At 63.5% G+C, this 18,878-nt stretch carries 16 protein-coding genes; 6 read left to right on the top strand and 10 right to left on the bottom strand.

Annotation, left to right across the window (positions count from 1 at the left end; genetic code table 11):
• Positions 1-13 precede the first annotated feature (13 nt).
• The 3 genes from CD932_RS15610 to CD932_RS28875 all read left to right on the top strand — a co-directional run bounded on the left by CD932_RS15610 (position 14) and on the right by CD932_RS28875 (position 2,873).
• Positions 14-1,309, top strand: coding sequence for a sodium:proton antiporter (locus CD932_RS15610; RefSeq protein WP_094443741.1), 1,296 nt, complete (start codon positions 14-16; stop codon positions 1,307-1,309).
• A gap of 135 nt (positions 1,310-1,444) precedes the next feature.
• Entirely contained in the window at positions 1,445-2,623 is a 1,179-nt protein-coding gene (locus tag CD932_RS15605) for a serine hydrolase (RefSeq protein WP_094443740.1), read from the top strand.
• 94 nt (positions 2,624-2,717) lie between these two features.
• Complete coding sequence (locus CD932_RS28875) at positions 2,718-2,873, top strand: hypothetical protein (RefSeq protein WP_176461002.1); 156 nt, start codon at positions 2,718-2,720, stop codon at positions 2,871-2,873.
• A gap of 2 nt (positions 2,874-2,875) precedes the next feature.
• On the opposite strand, the gene CD932_RS15595 is transcribed toward CD932_RS28875, so the two are convergent.
• The 9 genes from CD932_RS15595 to CD932_RS15555 form a co-directional block, all read right to left on the bottom strand.
• Positions 2,876-3,256 carry a YkvA family protein gene (locus tag CD932_RS15595; RefSeq protein WP_094444420.1) on the bottom strand — a complete coding sequence of 127 codons (381 nt, stop codon included), beginning with the start codon at positions 3,254-3,256 and terminating at the stop codon, positions 2,876-2,878.
• 118 nt (positions 3,257-3,374) lie between these two features.
• The gene (locus CD932_RS15590; protein WP_141213266.1) at positions 3,375-3,620 is read right to left on the bottom strand and encodes a hypothetical protein; all 246 of its coding nucleotides are present in this window, start codon (positions 3,618-3,620) and stop codon (positions 3,375-3,377) included.
• 176 nt (positions 3,621-3,796) lie between these two features.
• The gene (locus tag CD932_RS15585; RefSeq protein WP_094444419.1) at positions 3,797-4,609 is read right to left on the bottom strand and encodes a ferritin-like domain-containing protein; all 813 of its coding nucleotides are present in this window, start codon (positions 4,607-4,609) and stop codon (positions 3,797-3,799) included.
• Positions 4,610-4,649: 40 nt separating this feature from the next.
• On the bottom strand, positions 4,650-5,981 hold the full coding sequence (gene dsdA, locus CD932_RS15580) for a D-serine ammonia-lyase (protein ID WP_094443737.1): 1,332 nt from the start codon (positions 5,979-5,981) through the stop codon (positions 4,650-4,652).
• Between the two features lie 109 nt (positions 5,982-6,090).
• Positions 6,091-7,143, bottom strand: a complete 1,053-nt coding sequence (locus CD932_RS15575) for a hypothetical protein (RefSeq protein WP_094443736.1) — start codon at positions 7,141-7,143, stop codon at positions 6,091-6,093.
• Between the two features lie 157 nt (positions 7,144-7,300).
• Positions 7,301-9,388, bottom strand: a complete 2,088-nt coding sequence (locus CD932_RS15570) for a TonB-dependent receptor (protein WP_094443735.1) — start codon at positions 9,386-9,388, stop codon at positions 7,301-7,303.
• A gap of 86 nt (positions 9,389-9,474) precedes the next feature.
• On the bottom strand, positions 9,475-9,882 hold the full coding sequence (locus CD932_RS15565; protein ID WP_094443734.1) for a DUF2946 domain-containing protein: 408 nt from the start codon (positions 9,880-9,882) through the stop codon (positions 9,475-9,477).
• Between the two features lie 63 nt (positions 9,883-9,945).
• On the bottom strand, positions 9,946-12,060 hold the full coding sequence (locus CD932_RS15560) for a TonB-dependent siderophore receptor (RefSeq protein ID WP_094443733.1): 2,115 nt from the start codon (positions 12,058-12,060) through the stop codon (positions 9,946-9,948).
• Positions 12,061-12,259: 199 nt separating this feature from the next.
• Complete coding sequence (locus tag CD932_RS15555; RefSeq protein WP_094443732.1) at positions 12,260-14,704, bottom strand: membrane-bound PQQ-dependent dehydrogenase, glucose/quinate/shikimate family; 2,445 nt, start codon at positions 14,702-14,704, stop codon at positions 12,260-12,262.
• Between the two features lie 274 nt (positions 14,705-14,978).
• Between CD932_RS15555 and CD932_RS15550 the strand changes: the two genes are divergently transcribed.
• Both CD932_RS15550 and CD932_RS28280 read left to right on the top strand, forming a co-directional pair.
• Entirely contained in the window at positions 14,979-16,679 is a 1,701-nt protein-coding gene (locus CD932_RS15550) for a methyl-accepting chemotaxis protein (RefSeq protein WP_094443731.1), read from the top strand.
• Between the two features lie 46 nt (positions 16,680-16,725).
• Positions 16,726-17,160: a hypothetical protein gene (locus tag CD932_RS28280; protein ID WP_141213265.1), complete on the top strand. Its 435-nt coding sequence runs from the start codon at positions 16,726-16,728 to the stop codon at positions 17,158-17,160.
• Here CD932_RS28280 and CD932_RS15540 read toward each other — a convergent pair.
• Positions 17,083-18,294, bottom strand: coding sequence for an NnrS family protein (locus tag CD932_RS15540; protein ID WP_094443729.1), 1,212 nt, complete (start codon positions 18,292-18,294; stop codon positions 17,083-17,085). The two genes, CD932_RS28280 and CD932_RS15540, sit on opposite strands and share 78 nt — an antisense overlap.
• Before the next feature lie 114 nt (positions 18,295-18,408).
• Between CD932_RS15540 and CD932_RS15535 the strand changes: the two genes are divergently transcribed.
• Positions 18,409-18,873, top strand: coding sequence for a GNAT family N-acetyltransferase (locus CD932_RS15535; protein WP_094443728.1), 465 nt, complete (start codon positions 18,409-18,411; stop codon positions 18,871-18,873).
• Positions 18,874-18,878: the final 5 nt, after the last annotated feature.

Below are 18,878 nucleotides of genomic sequence, written 5' to 3'. Positions count from 1 at the left end.
AAGGAAAGCCCACATGAGCACCACCGCCTGGTTCATCCTGATCGGCTGCCTGATGCTGGCGCGCGGCCTGGCCGCCACCAGCATCGCCCGCCTGCCCTTCACCTCGTCGATTGCCTACCTGGGCGTGGGGCTGATCGTCGGCCCCATGCTGCTGGACCTGTTCGCGCTGGACGTGGTGGAACAGGCGCCGCTGCTCGAAACCCTGACCGAAATCGCCGTGCTCATTTCCCTGTTTTCGGCCGGCGTCAAGATGCCGGTGCCGTTCAGCCTGGCGCGCTGGCTGCCCTCGCTGCGCCTGGCCTGGCTGTCGATGGCCATTTCGGTCGGCATGGTTGCCGCCTTTGCCTGCCTGGTGCTCGACTTGCCGCTGGGCGCCGGCATGTTGATCGGCGCCATCCTCGCGCCGACCGACCCGGTGCTGGCCACCGATGTGCAAGTGCGCCGCCCCGGCGACAGCGACCAGTTGCGCTTTACGCTCACCTGCGAAGCGGGCATGAACGACGGCAGCGCCTTTCCCTTTGTGATGCTGGGACTGGGCCTGCTCGGCTATCAAGAGGTCGGCAACACGGGATGGACCTGGCTGTGGCGCGATTTATTGTGGGCCAGCGCTGCGGCGATCGCGCTGGGCGTGGCCGGCGGCGCGCTGCTGGCGACGCTGGGCTGGCAGTTGCGCGGCAAAGACCCGAAGCACGAAGTGCTGGACGACCTGGTCGGGCTGGGCCTGATCGCCGTCGTCTATGGCGTGAGCACCTGGCTGCAGGCCTGGGGCTTCCTGGCCGTGTTCTTTGCCGGCGTGGCGCTGCGCCAGACGGAACTGCGCCTGGCCGGCGCGCCGCAAGACCAGCAGGGCCTGCTGCAGGCCGAAGAAGTGCATGCCGGGTCGGCCGTCAAGCCGCAGGCGTCGCAAACACCGCTCACCGTCAGCGCCGAGTCGCTGGTATTCAAGGAACACCTGGAACATTTGTCCGAACTGACGCTGGTGCTGCTGCTCGGCGGCGCCGTCAGCGAGTCGGCCTGGACCATGCGCTCGCTGGGCATGGCGCTGTTTCTGCTCCTGGTAGCGCGCCCCGTGAGCGTTCTGCTGGGCATGCTGGGTTCAAACACCGGCCTGCGCCTGCGCGGCATGGTCGCCTGGTTCGGCGTGCGCGGCATCGGCTCCGTGTATTACCTGTGCTACGCCATCAATCACGGCCTGCCGCCCGGCCTGGCACGCGAACTGAGCCATATCACCATGGTGGTGGTGATGGTGTCGATTGTGGCCCACGGCATCAGCGTCACGCCCTTGCTGAAGCGCTATTGGCGCGAATAAAGGCCAGACCTGATTGCTACACAGCAATGTTTTGTCAATCGGCACTGCTTTTTGAGAAAATATTGTTAAGATAAGATAACTAAAACGTTAAAACGCCTGCGCCGGGCGTGATTTGAGCTCAGAAAGATAATAGACATGAAACGACGAAGCGTACTGGGGTTGGGTATCGCACTGGCCCTGCTGCAAACCGGTTGCGCCACCAATCCGGCCGACACAGCCTGGGAAACCGCCTTTGACGCCTTCATGCGCGACGGTTTGGCACGCACCGAAACGCCGGCCATGAGCGTAGCCATCGTGCGCGGCGACAAGACCATCTTTGCGCGGGGCTATGGCATGGCCAATATCGAGGAAGAGCAGGCAGCCGACGCCAACACCGCTTTTCATATCGCCTCGGTCAGCAAGGTCGTCACGGCCACCGCCATCATGATGCTGCACGAGCAAGGCCTGTTCCAGCTCGACGACAAGGTGGCGCCCCATCTGGACTTTCCGCTGATCCATCCTAAATATCCCGATGTGCCGATCACGTTTCGCCATCTGCTGACGCATACCTCGGGCATTTCCGATGCTGTCTACGAAAAAACCCCTGCGTTTTCCGTCGAAGGCGATCCGCGCCTGCCCTTGCGCGACTTCTTGAAGGGCTATCTGTCGCGCGGCGGCGGCTGGTATGACGCCGACCTGTCGTTTGCCGGCCGTCCCGGCACGCAATGGCGCAACAGCAATGTCGGCATCGCGCTGCTTGGCTACCTGGTAGGACGCCTGAACCCCGAAGGACTCGATGCGTATTCGCAAGAGCACCTGTTCGCGCCGCTGGATATGGATGACACGGCCTGGAAACTGGCCGGCCTGCCGCGCGGCACGGTGGTGGCCCAGCCCTACAAGGACAAGGACCCGGGACTGCAAGTGCTGCCGCCGGTCGGCTATCCTGACTGGCCGGCCGGCCTCTTGCGCAGCTCGGCCCATGATTTTGCCCGCTTCCTGGCCATATTCAGCAATGGCGGCATGGTCAAGGGCCACCGCTACCTGAAAGAGGAAACCGTCAAGGCCTTCCTGGAACCGCAGCCGGTCAGCATGGCCGCCGCCGATCCGCAGGCGCGCCAGGCGCTGGCGTGGGTGCTGCGCGACCTCGACGGCATGCAACTGGCCACCCAAACCGGCGGCGACCCGGGTGCCGCATCCATCGTCTGCGTCGATACGGCCAGCAAGACGGCGGTGCTGGCGTTTTCCAACATCAGCGCCGACCGCGAGTTCCGCAGCTTCCAGAAGGAAGTCGTGCAGCGCCTGCTGGCGCGCGCCAACGAGACAGTCAAAAAGTAGGCTTGCGTGGCGCCACAATGTGGGCGCCCGCACGGTGGCGAACTGCCAGGGACGTATGCTGGAACGGTCATACAAAACCATCGAGGAGACCGGCATGACCAACCGTATCGGCAACAAAGATATCGCCCAGCAACGCAGCAAAAGCGAAAAAGCACGCATCAAGGCCTGGAATATCGCCAGCGAGGAGCTAAAAAAGGCGATCGCCAGGCAAAAATACCGCAACGCCGTCAAGGGACAGCCGCCCCCCTGAGCTCAGGCGCCAAACCAGCCCTGCAGTTTTTCGGCGGCGCGCAGCTTGACGTCGGCCGTGATATAGGTCGCCACCGTCGCCACGGCGGCGGCCAGCACGGCCAGGTCATCGACATAGCCGATCACCGGCGTGATATCGGGAATCGCATCGATCGGTGAAATGAAGTAGCCGAGCGCGCCGTAAATGGCCGTCCTGGCCCATACGGGCGTATTCGGTTGCTGCGCGGCGTAATACAGCCACAGCGCCTTTTCGATGACTTCCCGCCCGGCAGTTTTGGCGAACCTGATCACCTTGTCCCGGAAACTGTCGTCCGTATAGGTCTTCTCGTATGCTTTTGCCTGCCTTGCCCAGTCTTGCCTGAGATTTTTTGCTTTGCCAAACATCTGCTGCTCCTCTACGCCAAGCGCGGCTTCCTGAACGCGCACCATATCATGAATCGCCTGCTGCGATATCGGGAGTAGCGTGCATGAAAGCGGCAATACCCGCAGTCAAACCTTGGCGTCAGGCGTCGCCGCCAGGCTGGCATTGCGCCGACAGGCCCGGTGCGCGCACGCCGCACACCGGCAGCGCGTGGCCCTGGTCGTTGGCCATCCGGGTCGGCGCGGCAATCTTGGCCACCGGGACCGTGGTCTCCGCGTTGACATCGCCATTCCAGATCGTGGCAGCCAGCGTCGACAAGGTGAACAGGCAGATCAGCACGAAAGGCTTGTTCATCCCCGAGGTGTTGTGCATCGCTGGCTTGTTCATGGCGGATTCCGTTGATTGGTTGCAGAGTGGAATCATCATCGCGTGTTTCCACAATGCATACAATCGGACAGCTGCCGCAGCTGAGGTAGGACTATGCTGACAAGCTCGACCGTAGGCACTAATAAGGGTTGCAGTCCGGCTTGCAGTCCGGCTTGCAGGCCGCATGGGCGGCAACTTCAGGCCGGCAGGTCGCTCAATTCCAGCTCGCTGAACCCGGCACGCCGCCGCGCTTCCAGGTTGAACGGCCCGCGCAAGGTCGGCGCCTCGTAGCGCGTCGCCAGTGCGGCGTAGGTCGCGCGCAGCTCCAGGCCACGCTGCTCGCACAGGTAGCCGTACCAGCGGTTGCCGATCTCCACATGCCCCACTTCGTCGCGCAGGATAATGTCGAGGATGGCGGCAGCGGCCATGTCGCCGGTCTGCGCCAGCTTGGCGCGCAGCGGCGGGATGGCGTCCAGTCCGCGCGCTTCCAGCGTGCGCGGCACCAGCGCCATGCGCGCCAGCACGTCGCCGCGCGTCTTGTCGACCATTTCCCACAGGCTGTCGTGGGCCGGAAAATCGCCGTAGGCGTGGCCCAGCACGGCAAGGTGCGCCGCCAGCAGCGTGTAATGCGTGGCTTCTTCTGCCGCCACGCGCAGCCAGTCCATGTAGTATTCAAACGGCATATCGGGAAAGCGCCACAAGGCGTCGAGCGCCAGGTTCATGGCATTGAATTCGATATGCGCGAGCGCATGGACCAGCATGGCGCGCCCTTCCTGCGTGATCATCGAGCGGCGGCCAACCAGGCGCGGCGGCACCAGCTCCGGGCGCACAGGGCGCCCTGGAATGGCGCCCTGTGCCTGCAGGACTGCGGCGGGATCGGGCGCAGGGCCTGCCTGGGCCATGGCGGCGACCATTGCCACCTTGACCGAGGGGTCGGGTTCGAGCAGGCAGGACAGCGCATGCGCACGCAGTTCCTGCGGGACGTAATCAAGTGTAGGCAATGAGTGCATGGGGGCCTTGGCGCGCGTTTTTAACAAGGGGCGCAGTGTATCAAACTTCCTGGTCCAGCAAACTGCGCCCCCTGACCACATAGCCATCCATCTCATCCTGCGGCACCATACTGCCACCGGTGCCCCACACCAGATGCGTGGCGTTGGCCAGCGTCGACGCGTAGCCGGTGTGCTCCAGCACCGGCAAAATCCCCGCCAACCCCGCCACGGCCGACGGCTCCAGCCGCCAGCCTTGCGTTTGCTCCAGCAGCGCCAGCAAGCGGTACAGTTCTTCGTCGCTGACGGTGACATAGCCGTCGATCAGCCGCTGCATGGCGCGCCCGACAAAGCCGGAAGGCCGGCCCACCGCCAGGCCGTCGGCGGCCGTCACATTGTCGAGGCCGATATCGTGCACGCTGATCAGCTCATGCAAGCCCGTATGCACGCCCAGCAGCATGCACGGTGCATGCGTCGGTTCGGCGAACACGCAGTGCACATGGTCGCCAAAGGCCAGCTTCAAGCCAAAGGCCACCCCACCGGGGCCGCCGCCCACGCCGCAAGGCAGGTAGACGAACAGCGGATGGCCAGCATCGACCACCACGCCTTGCGCATCGAACTGCTGCTTCAAGCGCTCGCCCGCCACCGCATAGCCGAGGAACAGGTCGCGCGAGTTTTCATCGTCGACAAAGTGGCAGCTGGGGTCAGCGTCGGCTTGCCGGCGGCCCTGCTCTACCGCCACGCTGTAGTCGGACGCATATTCGATCACGGTCACGCCGTGTTCGCGCAGCTTGTCTTTTTTCCACTGGCGCGCGTCCATCGACATATGGACGGTGGTGCGGAAACCGAGGCGCGCGCCGATGATGCCGATCGACAGGCCCAGATTACCCGTCGAGCCCACCGCAATCGCATACTGGCCAAAAAACGCGCGCACGGCGTCGCTGGCCAGCAGGCTGTAGTCGTCATGCTGGTTGACCAGGCCGGCGTCCAGCGCCAGCGTTTCCGCGTGCTTGAGCACCTCGTAAATGCCGCCGCGCGCCTTGATCGAGCCGGAAATCGGCAGATGGCTGTCCTGCTTGAGCCACAGCTTGCCGGGAATGACGCGTCCCAGGCGCGCCGCCAGCGCCGCCTGCATGGCAGATATCGGCACCAACGGCGACTCGATGACGCCACCGGCAGCTTGCGTCTCGGGAAACGCACGCGCCAGGAACGGCGCAAAGCGGGCCAGGCACGCACTGGCGGCGGCCACGTCGGCGGCATCCAATCCGACATCGGCCAGCGCTACCGCCGCTGGGGCGATGGCGGGGTTGAACCAGCTCAGCGGCTGCAGCGCGGCCAGCCTGTCGATCAGTGGATAGCGGGCGCGCAAGTCGGCGATGGATGGAACAGGCAGCATGGAGACCTCCTTGTGTTGGCAGTCCATGATTAAACCGCATCCGGCGGCGGCTGGCAAAAGATGCTTGTGCATGCGATGCCTGACACGCCGTCACACATGGGCCGTTCTCTTATTGATCCGCGCCGTCCTTATCCCCTTTTTCTGTCGAGGTACGCGCAAATGCTTTCGCAAGCGCATCATGGACAAGATTGAATACCGGGTTGGCACCCTCGCTCTTCATGCTCTCGATCGCTTCGGTGGTTTCCCCCGAATACAACTTGCCGGAAAAATCCTCGCCCAACAGCGCGGTGACCAGCAGAAGGTCTTCCGCTCGCACGGTTTCCTTGTCCAGCACAGTAATCGCGGCGAGGTAGTTGGCCCGCTTCATATAGATGCGGTGGAATACCTTGAAGTCCTCGATCAGATTGCGGTACTGCCTGAGCAGGAACCACGCTATCGCTTCCAGAAAAACCAGCATGCCCGCCGCGCGGATCCCGCTGACCCAGTAAGTGGTATGGATCTGGCCCTGTCCCTGGGGTGGCTCCGGTAGCGTAGCATAGAAGATCGCCACCCCGACAAATGCCATCAATACGCCGCCAGTCAATAAAAAAGTCGAGCGTTTGAACAGCGTTTCAGCCCGGTACTCCGCCAGCTTCACTTCCTGCGCAAAGACCTGTCGAGCCGTCGTGTGTTCCTGCGACAGCGTGGCGGATCGCTGTTCCTGCAACACCGTGGCGGCCACTTCGCTGCGTGGATGCAAGGTGGAAAATGCCAACCCCAGCATGATGATCATGGCGCAACCAAGCGCGACCTGATCGGTGCGCAGGGAAACGCTTGGCGGCGCATCTATCCCATTCAGAAGTACTGGCGGCGACACATCCGTATCCCACCGTGCTGCATAAGATATGGCAACTTGCACGAAGGGCGTAATATCATATAGTAAGATACGCTGTTCCTTTGCAGGCGGCCCCGCGTCTTTCAACCTTTTTTTCATCGCTTCGACTGCCACCTCATATGCTGTCGACGACTGCGCCTTCTCGATGGCGCTCTGTTCATTCAACAATGGAAGATTCGCATAGAACAGGAACATTGCCAGCAATACTGGCCACAACAAACGCAGACGCGCGACACGGGTCAGTCCGTTTACAAGGTTTTGCTGATACTGAGAAAGAGCGAAGCTCATGGCGATATCTGTCGCAATATTTGCGCCCTGAACCAGCAGCGTGGATGCTACTCAGCATAGGCGATCATGCCAGGGCAAGCAATGCACCCGGTGAAACAAGCCTCGTCTTTGCGTCGCAGCATCCTGTATTTCATTGCCTGCAGGCCAGTGCAATGGGTCAGAACTTCAGCTGCAAGCCCATATCAATCGAACGCCCTTCGGCCGGCAAGGACTGCAGAGCTCCTCCATTTGCCTGCAAGCCGGACAGATACACGCCACCGAGCGGATCGGCATACGCGCGGTTGAAGGCGTTCGACACACCAAACTGCAGGCTGGCCAGCCGGTTCAACGCCACCTGGCTGCGCAGGTTGACGATGGCGTAGCCACCGGTTTCCAACTCCAGCCGGCGCGCATCGGTCTTGTCCTTGCGGGCCACAAGCCTGGCCTCGACGCGGTTGCTCCAGGCGCCGACCACCTGCTCGATACCGAGCAAGGCATTGAACGGCATCATGCGATACAGGTCGCCGCCGTCACTGTCACTGCGCTTGCCGCGCGTGTACGCCGCATTGCCGGTGGCCGTCAGCTTGCCCCAGCGCGCACTGGCGGCCAGCGGCGCCTGCCAGGACAGGTTCAGGCCATACAAGCTGGCGTCGTGATTGGCAAAGCGCAGCAAATTACCGCGCGCCCCCATCTTCATATAGGGGTTGAACGACGACAGCACATCGGCGTCGATATAGTCGTTGACGCGGCTGTAGTACGGGTTCACGCGCACGTACCAGCCGTCGTCACCAGCGCCATGCCAGTCGGCAGTCATGGCCGCCGTGTACGCCGTTTCCGGTTTCAGGTCGATATTGCCGACATAGCCGTTGCCGTCGCCGAACCAGTTGGTCATGGTCATGGCCATCGTGCCGCGGCCCCAGGAATAGCGTTCGTACAGATTGGGCGAGCGCACCTTGCGCGCCAGCGCGAATTCATAGCTGCTGGCGGCGTCAGGAGTAAAACGGGCAAGTGCGCTGGCGTCGATATTGGTGTCGCGCTGGCGGCGTGAGCGGGCGTTGAAGGCCATGGCTGCCATGTTGTCGCGCATATTCATCATGCCGCTGCCGTAGGACTGCACCTCGCCCGTATCCATGCGCACCGATTCGCCGCGCAGCCCCAGCACGCTGGTCCAGCGCGCATCGATGGCCGTTTCCAGTTCGCCGAACAGCACGGCGCGGTCGCGTTTGCCGTCGTTGATATTGCGGTAGGTGCGCGGCCCCATCATCATCGAGCCGGGGACAGCGGGCCAGTAGTCGTCGAGACGGAAAGCGTGGAATTCATGGCCCAGGCGCAGTTCGCCCAAGGCGCTCGGCACGCTGGCGCCAAGCGCGTAGCCGGTGTTCTTGCCGTGCGTGACCATCGGCATGGTGCCGGGGCGCTCGCTGCTGAAAAAGCCCATTTCATGGTCGGTCTGCTGCCAGTACAGGCGCGCATCGAGCACGCCCCAGCCGAAGCGGCCCTGGTAAGCGAGGTTGGCGAACTGGCCGTGGTTGTCCGTCATGTCCATGTACTGGTTCGGAAAACCCTGGTAAGGAATATGCTGGACGCCGGCGCGCAGGGTCAGCTGCTGGCCATCTGCCCTGGCCGCCAGAACGATGGACTGGTTGATGCTCTCGACCATGCTGCCCAGCACCTTGTCGCCGTGGCCGTCTTCGTAACTGTGGCTGCGCGCATAGGCGCCGCTGTAGCCGACCGATAGCGTCTCGCTGGCCGCGCTGGCGTTCACATTGGTGGCCACGCTGTTGTTGACGCTGCGACCAAGCAGGCCAAAGCTGCCTTGCGTCAGCAGCCCCGCGCCCGGCGCGGCAAACACCGGTGCGTTCGAGTGCACCTCGATGGTACCGCCTATGCTGTCGCCGCCCGCGCTGACAGGCGTGACACCGGCAATCAGCCTGATACGCTGCACCTGGGACGGCGCGATGTACGACAGCGGCGCGTTCATGTGGTTGGCGCAGGCCAAGGTGATTTCCATGCCGTCGATGCGGATTTTCAGGCGGTCATCGGCAAAGCCGTTGACCACCGGCAGGCCCGATACGCCGCCGCCGGCGGCCACGCCGTAACCAGGGATATTGCCAAGCATCTGCGCCGTATCGCTCGATGCCAGATAGCTGTTGGCCAGCGCGGTAACGACGACTTTCTGTTCGGGCAGGACGATGTCGCCCTCGGCTGCGTGGGCAAATGCCGGCAGCGCCAGCGCAAGGGAAATCAATAACGGAGTGTGGTTCATGATGCTGCTTTCGGTTCGATGGTCAAGACGAACGGCCGCCAGCGCGCCTTGGGCGCGGCAGGTAACGGTTCAAAGGGAGCGAAGAATCAGAAAGCGGCGGGCGGGCCGCGCGGCAGGAGCGTGGTCCAGGCAAACAGCGGCATGGCCGATTGGTAGAACAGCACCGGCAGCAAGCCCGCGATCACGGCGCCGGTGGCGGGCGCCAGTGCCACCGGCGGCAGCGCCAGCACCGCCGCATGCATGCCGCAGCACGGGCAGTCGCCCATCTGCATGGCGTTGCTGGCGGGTTTGGAATCATCGATGGACAGCTCGATGGATAGCTTGAGCGGCACCATGTTCATGCCACCTGCCACCGAGCAGATTTCCAGGCTGGGCACGGCGCGCCCTTGCGCGACCGTCAGTGCGCGCGACATGGTCGGCGCGAGCGCGGCCAGCAGGACGGCGCAACACGCGATCCACAAAACAAACCTTGCCCTGGCTTTGCTGGTCAACATGGCGACATTATAACGGCGGCCCTGGCGGTTTTACCATCGCCAGGGTCAAGCCAGGGCGACTGGCTACAGATCCACCTTCATGCTGAGCTTGACAGCGCGTGGCGCGCCCGACGCCAGCCGTGTACCGGCGCCGGCCCAGTAACGCTTGTCGAAGGCGTTGTCGACATTGAGCTGCCACACCACCGCCTTGTTCATCACCGTGCCGGCATAACGGGCGCCGGCGCTGAACAGGCTCACGCCGCCGAGAAAAGCCTGGTTCAGGTCGTTGACCGGACGCGCGCTGTAGTAATACGCGCCGCCATTGACCGACAGGCCGGGCGCGCCGTCGAAGGCATAGGATACAAAGGCGCTGGCCGTGCGTTTCGAGGCATTCTCGGGCGCCTTGCCGTTGTACTGCGCATTGATGTTTTCAAAGCGCGGGTCGAGGAACTGCGCCGAGGTTTGCCACGACAGCTGGCGCGTCAGCTTGCCTTGCGTGGACAGTTCCAGGCCGCGGTAGCGCTGCTCGCCGTCGGAGGTAAACAGATTGCTGGTGTTGGTGTAATAGCCGGGGCGCTTGATATCGAACAGCGCTGCCGACAGCAAGGTGCCGTTTGGTGTCATCCAGCGCGCGCCCAGTTCCTGCTGGCGGCTCACGCCAGGCGCCATCTTGACGCCCTGGTTGGCGGTGCCGGTCGGTGCCGTCTCGCCCTCTTCCAGGCCGCGCGCCAGCGAGGCGTAGAACGAAACGTCAGGGGTGAGTTTGTAGATCAACGAGGCCATCGGCGTGGTCTTGCTGACGTCATAGTGGCTGGCGCCCTGGTCGCTGCGATAGCTGCTGCGGCGCACGCCGACCACGCTTTGCCATTGCGGGCCGAACGTCAGGCGGTCGAGTGCGTACAGGCCCGTGTCGCGCGTGTCGAGCGCCGCCGTGGTCGGCGACGTGGGCGCGGCGCCAAACACCACATTCGTCACCGGCACCGGGTTATACAGGTTTTGCGAGGCGATCGTGTAATTGCGCTGGTAGATAGCGTCTTGCGACTTGTCGGTGCGCGAGGCGCCCAGTGTCAGCTCGTGCGCAATAAAACCCGTGTTGAACTGGCCGGCCAGCTCCGCGCGCAGCAAGTCCGAGGTATTGACGCCATGCTGGATATTGCCGGTGATGCGGCCCGCGCCCGTGGCCAGCGCGGCCGCGTTATTGAGGCGGAAGATGGGCAGGCTGCGGTCGCGCGCCGTTTCAGAGCGGCCAGCCTCCACCGTCAGCGCCCAATTGCCTGCCAGCGCATAGTCGGCGCGCAACTGCGCATTTTTGGTCTGCGCTTCGAATCTGGCCCAGTCCGGGCCGATCAGCTTTGATGGGTCGACCGCGCGCGGCAAGGTAATCACGCCATTGACGGCGGTGGGCAGGTTCACGCCGGCCTGTTCGGTGACTTGGCGGCGGTCGTATTCCAGGTCGGCCTTGAGCAGCAGCTTGTTCGTCACGCGCCAGTCCAGCGCGGCCGAAACGAAACTGCGGTTGCCGTTGCCGACATGGTCCAGGTACGAGCCCAAGGTGCCGCCGGCCGCGTTGAGGCGCATGCCGAACTGCTGCTGCTCGCCGAAGCGGCGGCCCAGGTCGATATTGGCCACGGCGCTGCCACGGTCGTCCAGGCTCAGGCCCAGGCTGGTGACGGGCGTGCTTGCGGCGCGCTTGGTCACGAAATTGACCACGCCAGCCGGCGAGGTAAAGCCGTAATACAGGGCCGACGCGCCTTTGAGCACTTCCACCCGCTCCTTGTTCTCCATGGCTACCTGCGAGAAATTCATGATCGGCATCGAGCCGTTCAGGCGATAGTTGGTGCGGTTTTCCACCGCGATGCCACGTATCACCAGCTGATCCCAGGTCTCGCCGCCATTTTGCTGGCGCGTGACGCCCGCCGTATTGCGCACGGCGTCATACAGGCCGGCGGCGCCCTGCAGGTCCAGCAATTCGCGCGTGATCACGTTGACGGTCGAGGGCACGTCCATGATATTGGCGCCGCGAAAACTGCCCGCTTCGGTGGTCAGGGGCACCAGACCCTGGGCGCGGCTGCCTGTGACCTGGACCGCCTGCAGCACCTGCTCATCAGTGGCTTGGGTCTGGGCATGGACGGGAGAAGCGAATGCCAGCGACAGAGCGGCGGCGAGCGGGAGCAAACGGGGATTCAATACAGCGGACATGGATGGTGAAACTTTCAACAAGACAATGAACCAAAACTGGCGGTAACCGACATGATAGACGTAACGAGAATCATTCGCAAGAAATGTCATTGAAATGGAAAAGTAATTATTCCCCCGCGACTCCAGCCCGCTGTTCTTTATCGTTGAAGTTAAAACCACGCCGGCGGCACTGCATCAAGCAGCGCCGCAAAACCCAGTCCTACCTGGCCTTTTCAGACCCTGCCACCCCTTCCGGCAACGCATACGCAATCAAGGTATCGCCCATTTTGGTCCCCAGCGAGCCATGGCCGCCGGCCATCACCACCACATACTGCCGGCCGGTCTTGTCGGACACATAGCTCATCGGCGTGGCCTGGCCGCCGAACGGCAGGCGCGCCTTCCACACCACTTTGCCGTTGCGCACATCGTAGCCACGGATATAGTAGTCGAGCGTGCTGCTGAGGAATGCCACGCCGCCGCCGGTGGTACTCATGCCACCCAGGCTCGGTACGCCCAAGGGCAGCGGAATCGGCACGGGGGCGCTGTCCATGGTGGTGCCGTTCTTGTGCATCCACACCTTTTTCATGGTGCGCAGGTCGACTGCGGCCACATAGCCCCACGGCGGCGCCTGGCAGGGGAAGCCCAGCGGCGACAAAAACGGCTTGATTTCGACGGCAAACGGCGTGCCGGTCTGCGGCTGCAAGCCCATTTCCGTGCCGCTGCCGCCCTTGGCGGTGGCTTGCGCGCGCGGCACCAGGCGTTCCAGGAAACCCATGTAGTCGGGGTTCAGCAGCAGCAGCTGGCGGCCCGGATCGACGGCCGCGCCGCCCCATTCAAAGATGCCCAGCGGGCCGGGCGAGATGATGGCGCCCTTGATCTTGCCTGACGCGACCGTCTGCGGCGTGAACGGCCCTTCATAGCGATGCTGGCGGAAGATGATGCGGCAGGCCAGCTGGTCGAACGGCGTGGTGCCCCACATGTCGGTTTCACTGATGTTTTTCTCGGGCAGGAAGGTCAGGGCCGAAAACGGTTGCGTGGGCGAGACGCGGTCGCCAGCGGCCACGTTACCGGTCGGTACCGGCTTCTCGGGCGCGGGCACCACCAGGCTGCCGTCGCGCCGGTCGATCACATAGATATCGCCGCGCTTGGTGGTGGCCACCACCGACGGCACCTTGCCCTTCGGTGTATCGATATCGACCAGGGTCGGCTGGCCGCCGATATCCATGTCCCATATATCGTGGTGCACGCTCTGGTAGACCCAGCGCACCTTGCCGGTAGCCAGATCGAGCGCGACGATGGCGCTATTGTATTTTTCGCCGTTGACATTGCGGTTGCCGCCCCAGGTATCGGGCGTTTCATTGCCCATCGGGATATACACCATGCCCAGTTTTTCATCGACGCTGGACACGCCCCAGGAATTGGGCGAGTTGTTGGTATAGGTCTGGCCGGCCACGATGGGTTCGGTGGCGTCCGGTTTCGAGGCGTCCCAGTTCCACATCAATTTCCCACTCACGGGGTCATAGCCACGGATTACGCCGGAAGGCTCTTCGGTCGAATCGTTGTCGGTCACGCTGGCGGCCATCACGATCATCTTTTGCGACAGCGCCGGCGGCGAGGTAGGCATCAGGAAACCGCGCTTTTTCATCGCCATGCCGTGGTACAGGCCGATCACGCCATTGTCGCCAAAGCTCTTGCACGCGGCGCCCGTATCGGCGTTCACCGCGATCAGGGTGGCGTCCATGGTGGGCGCGAAGATACGGCGCGGACATTCCATGCCGGCAGCTTCCGGCACCGGATCGTCCTTGGCGCGGCCCGCGTTCACATCCCAGTACGACACGCCGCGGCAGATCATGTGCTGGTAGCTGGCCGCATCGCGGTTGATCTTCGGATCGTGGCGCCAGATTTCCTTGCCCGTGTCCGGGTCGAGCGCGATGACGATATTGTGCGGCGTGCACAGGTACAGCATGCCGTTGACCTTCAGCGGCGTGACTTCGTTGGCGATTTCCACCGGGTCGGTCGGCCCCTTGAAGTCACCTGTATGGAATACCCACGCCTGCTTCAGCTGCGAGGCATTGGCCGGCGTGATCTGCGCGGCCGGCGCATAGCGGTCGCCATAGCCCGAGCGGCCATAGGCCGACCAGTCGTTGGGCGCGACGCCAGGCGCGAAGTCGCCCTGCGGCGTGGCCGCCATGCTCTCGTTCGCCACTTCGCCATGCAGGTTGTGGTAGTCCTGGAACAGCGCGAAGATACCCACCGCCAGGGTCGCCACCACGGCGGCCAGCAAGGCGCGCTTGCCGGTGTCCGTGCTGGCAACGCTGCTGTCGGCCCGCTCCAGGCGGCGCCCGACAAACGGCAGCAGCAGCCAGACGGCGGCGGCAAACCAGATATCGAGGCGCGGCAGCAGCTGCCACCAGTCGAAGCGCACTTCGACAATCGACCAGACCAGTGTGGCGGCCAGCAACAGGGCCAGGCAAGACCGGGCAGCACGGCGGCCCCTGAACACCAGCGCGCCGGCGACGATCATGCCGACACCGGCCAGCACGTAATACCAGGAGCCCTGCAGGGACAGCAGCCAGACGCCGCCGCCGGCCAGCGCGAGGCCCAGCAATATAAAGATGGTACCGGTGAGCAGCAGCAGGGGTTCGGGCCGTTTGGGGGCAGTCATGATGTACTTTCTGAAAGAAATGCGCCGCGCGTGCGCGCAAGGTGAGCGGTGAGGCAGGCCATTTTTCCATCAATTGCCAAAACAGGGCACACGCCACACCGCACCAGGCAAGGCGGCGCGCCTCCGCTGACGTCAGAAAATACACAAATATAACGATAAAATTCAATTTAAACGAAAACAATAAATTACTCGCTTAAATCATTTTTTTATCTTAAAATGAAATGCATAAATTGCCCGTAAGCAATTGCCCGAAATGTAAACAGGAGTAACTAGCATGACTATCGCCAAACGGCTTTACGCACTGATATTTTCCGTGATCGCCGGGCTGGCGGTGCTCACCGGCTTCGGCGCCTACCAAACGCAACGGGTGTATACGGCGGCCAGCTACGCCAGCGTCAACACCGTGCCCAGCTTGCTGACGCTCGACGAGGCTTTCGTGCATTTCGCGCAAATGCGCACGCTGGTATGGCAACACATGGCGGCCGATGATGCCGCCAGGCGCGGCGAAATCGAAGCGTTGATCGGCCGCGACCGCGCCGCGATCGATGTGGCATTCAACAAGTATGAAAAAGAAGATATTACCGATGAGCAGGATCGCGTCATGCTGGCGGCCGATCGCGCCGCGATGGTCAAGTACGACAAACTGCGTGAGCAGGTATTGCTGCTGTCGAAGGCCGGCGGGCGCGAGGCCGCGCGCGAACTGCTGATGAAAAGCGAGGGCATCATCAAGGAACTGATCAAGGCACTCGACATCCACCACAAATACAATGCGGATCTGGGCGACAAGGGCGCCAAAGATGCCGCCGCCGCCGCCGCGAGCGCGCGCTGGATCTCGATAGCGCTGTCGCTGGCCATGACCACGCTGGTGGCCGGCATGGGGCTGGTGCTGGCGCAGCGCATCGTCGCGTCGCTCGACACGGCCGTCGGCGTGGCCCGCACCATCGCCGGGGGCGACCTGAGCGTCGAGGTAAAAGCCACCAGCAAGGACGAGATCGGCCTGCTGATGACAGCGCTGGGCGACATGAACGCCGGCTTGCTGCGCATCGTCGGCGAGGTGCGCTCCGGTTCGCAGGCCATCGGCACGGCCACCAGCGAAATCGCGGCAGGCAATCTGGACCTGTCGGCGCGCACGGAACAACAGGCAGGCTCGCTGGAAGAAACCGCCTCCGCGATGGAGGAACTGACGGCAACGGTGCGCCAGAATGCGGACAATGCGCGCCAGGCCAGGCAGATGGCTGGCAGCGCCTCGGACAAGGCCGTGCGTGGCGGCGAGGTGATGCGGGACATGATCAGCACCATGGACGCCATCGACAGCTCGTCGAACAAGATCGTCGATATCATCGGCGTGATCGACGGCATCGCCTTCCAGACCAATATCCTGGCCCTGAACGCAGCAGTGGAGGCGGCGCGCGCCGGTGAACAGGGGCGCGGCTTTGCGGTCGTCGCCACGGAAGTGCGCAACCTGGCGCAGCGCTCGGCTGCGGCGGCGCGCGAAATCAAGACCTTGATCGGCGACTCGGTCAAGCAGGTGGAACAAGGCGGCAAGCTGGTGCAACAGGCCGGCTCCGCCATGACGGAAGTGGTCGACACCGTGCGCGGCGTGAGCGACATCGTCAGTGAAATCTCGGCCGCCAGCGCTGAACAAAGCACGGGCATCGACGAAATCAACCGCGCCATCACCCAGATGGACGAGGTCACCCAGCAAAATGCGGCACTGGTCGAGGAAGCGGCGGCCGCGTCGCAAGCGCTGCAGGAGCAGGCGGGCAGGCTGGCGGAGGTGGTCGGGGTGTTCAAGCTGGCGCAAGGCCAGCAGGCTGCGCCTGCCACGGCAAGCAAGGCCGTGGCCAAGCCACTGTCGAAGGCACCCGTCAAGCCTTCGCTCAAGCCTTCGCTCAAGCCTTCCGTCAAGCCTTCGAGCAAGCCTGCCACGGTGCTGGCGGGCACCGGCGACGTTGACGAATGGGAACAGTTTTAAGCAGCTCACCGCCGCCCAGGTCGATTCATCCAGAACAGGAGTCATCATGTGTGTTGCGCCGCTTTTTCCGCTTTCGTCCGCCGAGCAAACCCATCTGGACCAGATGTTCGGCAATGATCCGCTACTGCAGGGCGAAATCCTCGCCCTGTTCGTCGCAGACAGCCGCCAGTGCCTGGCAGAGCTTGCCGACGCGCTGGTCCGCGGCCATGCTGCGCCGGCGCGCTTGCTGGCGCAGCAACTGCTCGACCACAGCACCGCCATGGGTCTGACCGAAATGCGGGCGCTGGCGCGCGAGGCCGTCAACGCCGGGTTTGCCAACGACTTCGCCGAACAACGCCGCCTGCACGCCGCATTGCACCAGGCGCTCGACGCCGTCTCGAATGCAGCGACACGCTTGACCTTCCTAGCCCTCGCGCCCATCCACGCGCGGGCGCCACAGATACTGTGCATAGGTAGCGGCATACAGGACAAATGCCACTGACCAGCAAGCGCCCGCCAGCAGCAGCGCCGGCATGGCCAGCGCTGCGGGCGCAACGGCCGACAGCAAGCGGGCCACGGCGCCCAGCTGCACCAGCCAGTACATGGCCGCTTCCTTTCTGCCTGCCTTGAGCGGCCGGCCCGTATGGCCCAGGGTGGTGCGCGTCATCATGCCGATAATCAGGCCCGCCATCGAGCCCACCGTCAGCGCATGAAACGCGGCGCTGGCCGGCAGCCAATGCAGGCTGGCGCAAGCCAGCAGCATGAAGCCGATGCCGATCCAGGCGTAGGACAGATGCAGTATCCACAGCAGCGGCACGCGCAAGGTGCGCTGCGGCTGCCAGGCCAGCAGGTTGACCAGCGACATGGCGCCGGCCGCCAGCGCCAGCGGCGCAGTGACGACGCCGGGCGCGTCAAAGAGCCAGGCGACACCGGCCGCCGCCATCAGCCCGGCGGCCACCAGCGCGCGTTTCGGGCTGGCCAGCGGCGAGCTGCCGGGTGCGCCATTGCGGGTAAACATGGGAATCACGCGCGCCCCCAGCACCGACTCGATCAGCACGATAACGAAAATCGCCGCCTGCACGGGCACAAAATACGATAGCGGCGTCAAGCCCATCACTGAAGCGTGATACAGCCCGTTGGCGATGGTGAGCAGCGCCAGCAGGCCGACCAGGAACAGATTGCGATGGTTGCCAGATCGCCACAGCACCTGGAACAGGGGCCATGCGCACAAAGGCAGGAACAGCAGGTCGATGGCGGCCGCCACCGGCGCCGGCGCCGCCAGCATCGCCACCCTGCCCGCCAGCCAGATGGCCGCCAGCACCATCAGATGCGCGCCTTGCGGCGTCGGCAAGCCGGTCCAGTTGCGCCCGGCCGTAAACAAAAAGCCCACCACCACCGCTACCGCGAAGCCGAACACCATCTCATGCATATGCCAGCCCATGCTGACCTGCAGCGAGGCTGTCGCGACGCCCAGGTAACTGGCCAGCCACAGCGGAATGCTGACGGCCGCGAACAGCGCGGCCAGCAAATAAAACGGGCGAAAACCCAGTTGCCAGACCGGGTGGCACGGCTGCCAGGGCAAGACGCTACTGGCAGGCGTGGGACGGGAGGGTTCGCTGATGGTTGTGATGGCCATGATGGACTCGCGCTGAAAGATATATTACATATACTACTTTATGCCGGCACGCGCCGCCATCGGTAAATATGACTAGGGCTATAATCTGCATTCCCAGTCAATATTGCTCTCGCCATGCTGCAGATCGCCTTCGAATCCCCCGACCAGCCCGCAATCATCGCCCTGATCGCCGACCTCGACGCCTACCAGCTGACCTTGTATCCGCCCGAATCCGTGTATGCGCTCGATTTGCAGTCGCTGCTGCAGCCGCAAGTAAAATTTGCCGTGGCGCGTGCGGCCGACAACAGCATCGTCGGCTGCGCCGCCGTGGTGCTGAACCGCGACTATGGCGAAGTCAAGCGCATGTATGTAACACCGGCAGCACGCGGCCTGGGCGCGGCAAAGAAACTGATGGCGCTGCTGGAACAGGCGGCGCGTGACGCTGCCTGCCCGTTGATGACGCTGGAAACGGGGCCGTCACAGCCCGAAGCGATCGCCTTGTACCAGCGCCAGGGGTTCGAGCGCTGCGGGCCGTTTGGCGGCTATCGCAACGATCCGCTCAGTGTTTTCATGCACAAGCGCCTGGTTAGCAATCTCTGACGACA

It is taken from the genome of Janthinobacterium sp. PC23-8 (genome assembly GCF_002250505.1).
Classification (GTDB): domain Bacteria; phylum Pseudomonadota; class Gammaproteobacteria; order Burkholderiales; family Burkholderiaceae_D; genus Janthinobacterium.
The sequence above is the reverse complement of the archived record's forward strand: the minus strand, read 5'-3'. Positions and strand labels throughout refer to the sequence as shown.

Excerpts from the sequence above, each read along its gene's own strand:
- CD932_RS28875 (WP_176461002.1), top strand. The coding sequence starts at position 2,718 with ATGACCAACCGTATCGGCAACAAAGATATCGCCCAGCAACGCAGCAAA.
- CD932_RS15610 (WP_094443741.1), top strand. The coding sequence starts at position 14 with ATGAGCACCACCGCCTGGTTCATCCTGATCGGCTGCCTGATGCTGGCG.
- dsdA (WP_094443737.1), bottom strand. The coding sequence starts at position 5,981 with ATGCTGCCTGTTCCATCCATCGCCGACTTGCGCGCCCGCTATCCACTG.
- CD932_RS15565 (WP_094443734.1), bottom strand. The coding sequence starts at position 9,882 with ATGTTGACCAGCAAAGCCAGGGCAAGGTTTGTTTTGTGGATCGCGTGT.
- CD932_RS15560 (WP_094443733.1), bottom strand. The coding sequence starts at position 12,060 with ATGTCCGCTGTATTGAATCCCCGTTTGCTCCCGCTCGCCGCCGCTCTG.
- CD932_RS15550 (WP_094443731.1), top strand. The coding sequence starts at position 14,979 with ATGACTATCGCCAAACGGCTTTACGCACTGATATTTTCCGTGATCGCC.
- CD932_RS15555 (WP_094443732.1), bottom strand. The coding sequence starts at position 14,704 with ATGACTGCCCCCAAACGGCCCGAACCCCTGCTGCTGCTCACCGGTACC.
- CD932_RS15585 (WP_094444419.1), bottom strand. The coding sequence starts at position 4,609 with ATGCACTCATTGCCTACACTTGATTACGTCCCGCAGGAACTGCGTGCG.
- CD932_RS28280 (WP_141213265.1), top strand. The coding sequence starts at position 16,726 with ATGTGTGTTGCGCCGCTTTTTCCGCTTTCGTCCGCCGAGCAAACCCAT.
- CD932_RS15595 (WP_094444420.1), bottom strand. The coding sequence starts at position 3,256 with ATGTTTGGCAAAGCAAAAAATCTCAGGCAAGACTGGGCAAGGCAGGCA.
- CD932_RS15570 (WP_094443735.1), bottom strand. The coding sequence starts at position 9,388 with ATGAACCACACTCCGTTATTGATTTCCCTTGCGCTGGCGCTGCCGGCA.
- CD932_RS15605 (WP_094443740.1), top strand. The coding sequence starts at position 1,445 with ATGAAACGACGAAGCGTACTGGGGTTGGGTATCGCACTGGCCCTGCTG.
- CD932_RS15535 (WP_094443728.1), top strand. The coding sequence starts at position 18,409 with ATGCTGCAGATCGCCTTCGAATCCCCCGACCAGCCCGCAATCATCGCC.
- CD932_RS15540 (WP_094443729.1), bottom strand. The coding sequence starts at position 18,294 with ATGGCCATCACAACCATCAGCGAACCCTCCCGTCCCACGCCTGCCAGT.
- CD932_RS15575 (WP_094443736.1), bottom strand. The coding sequence starts at position 7,143 with ATGAGCTTCGCTCTTTCTCAGTATCAGCAAAACCTTGTAAACGGACTG.
- CD932_RS15590 (WP_141213266.1), bottom strand. The coding sequence starts at position 3,620 with ATGAACAAGCCAGCGATGCACAACACCTCGGGGATGAACAAGCCTTTC.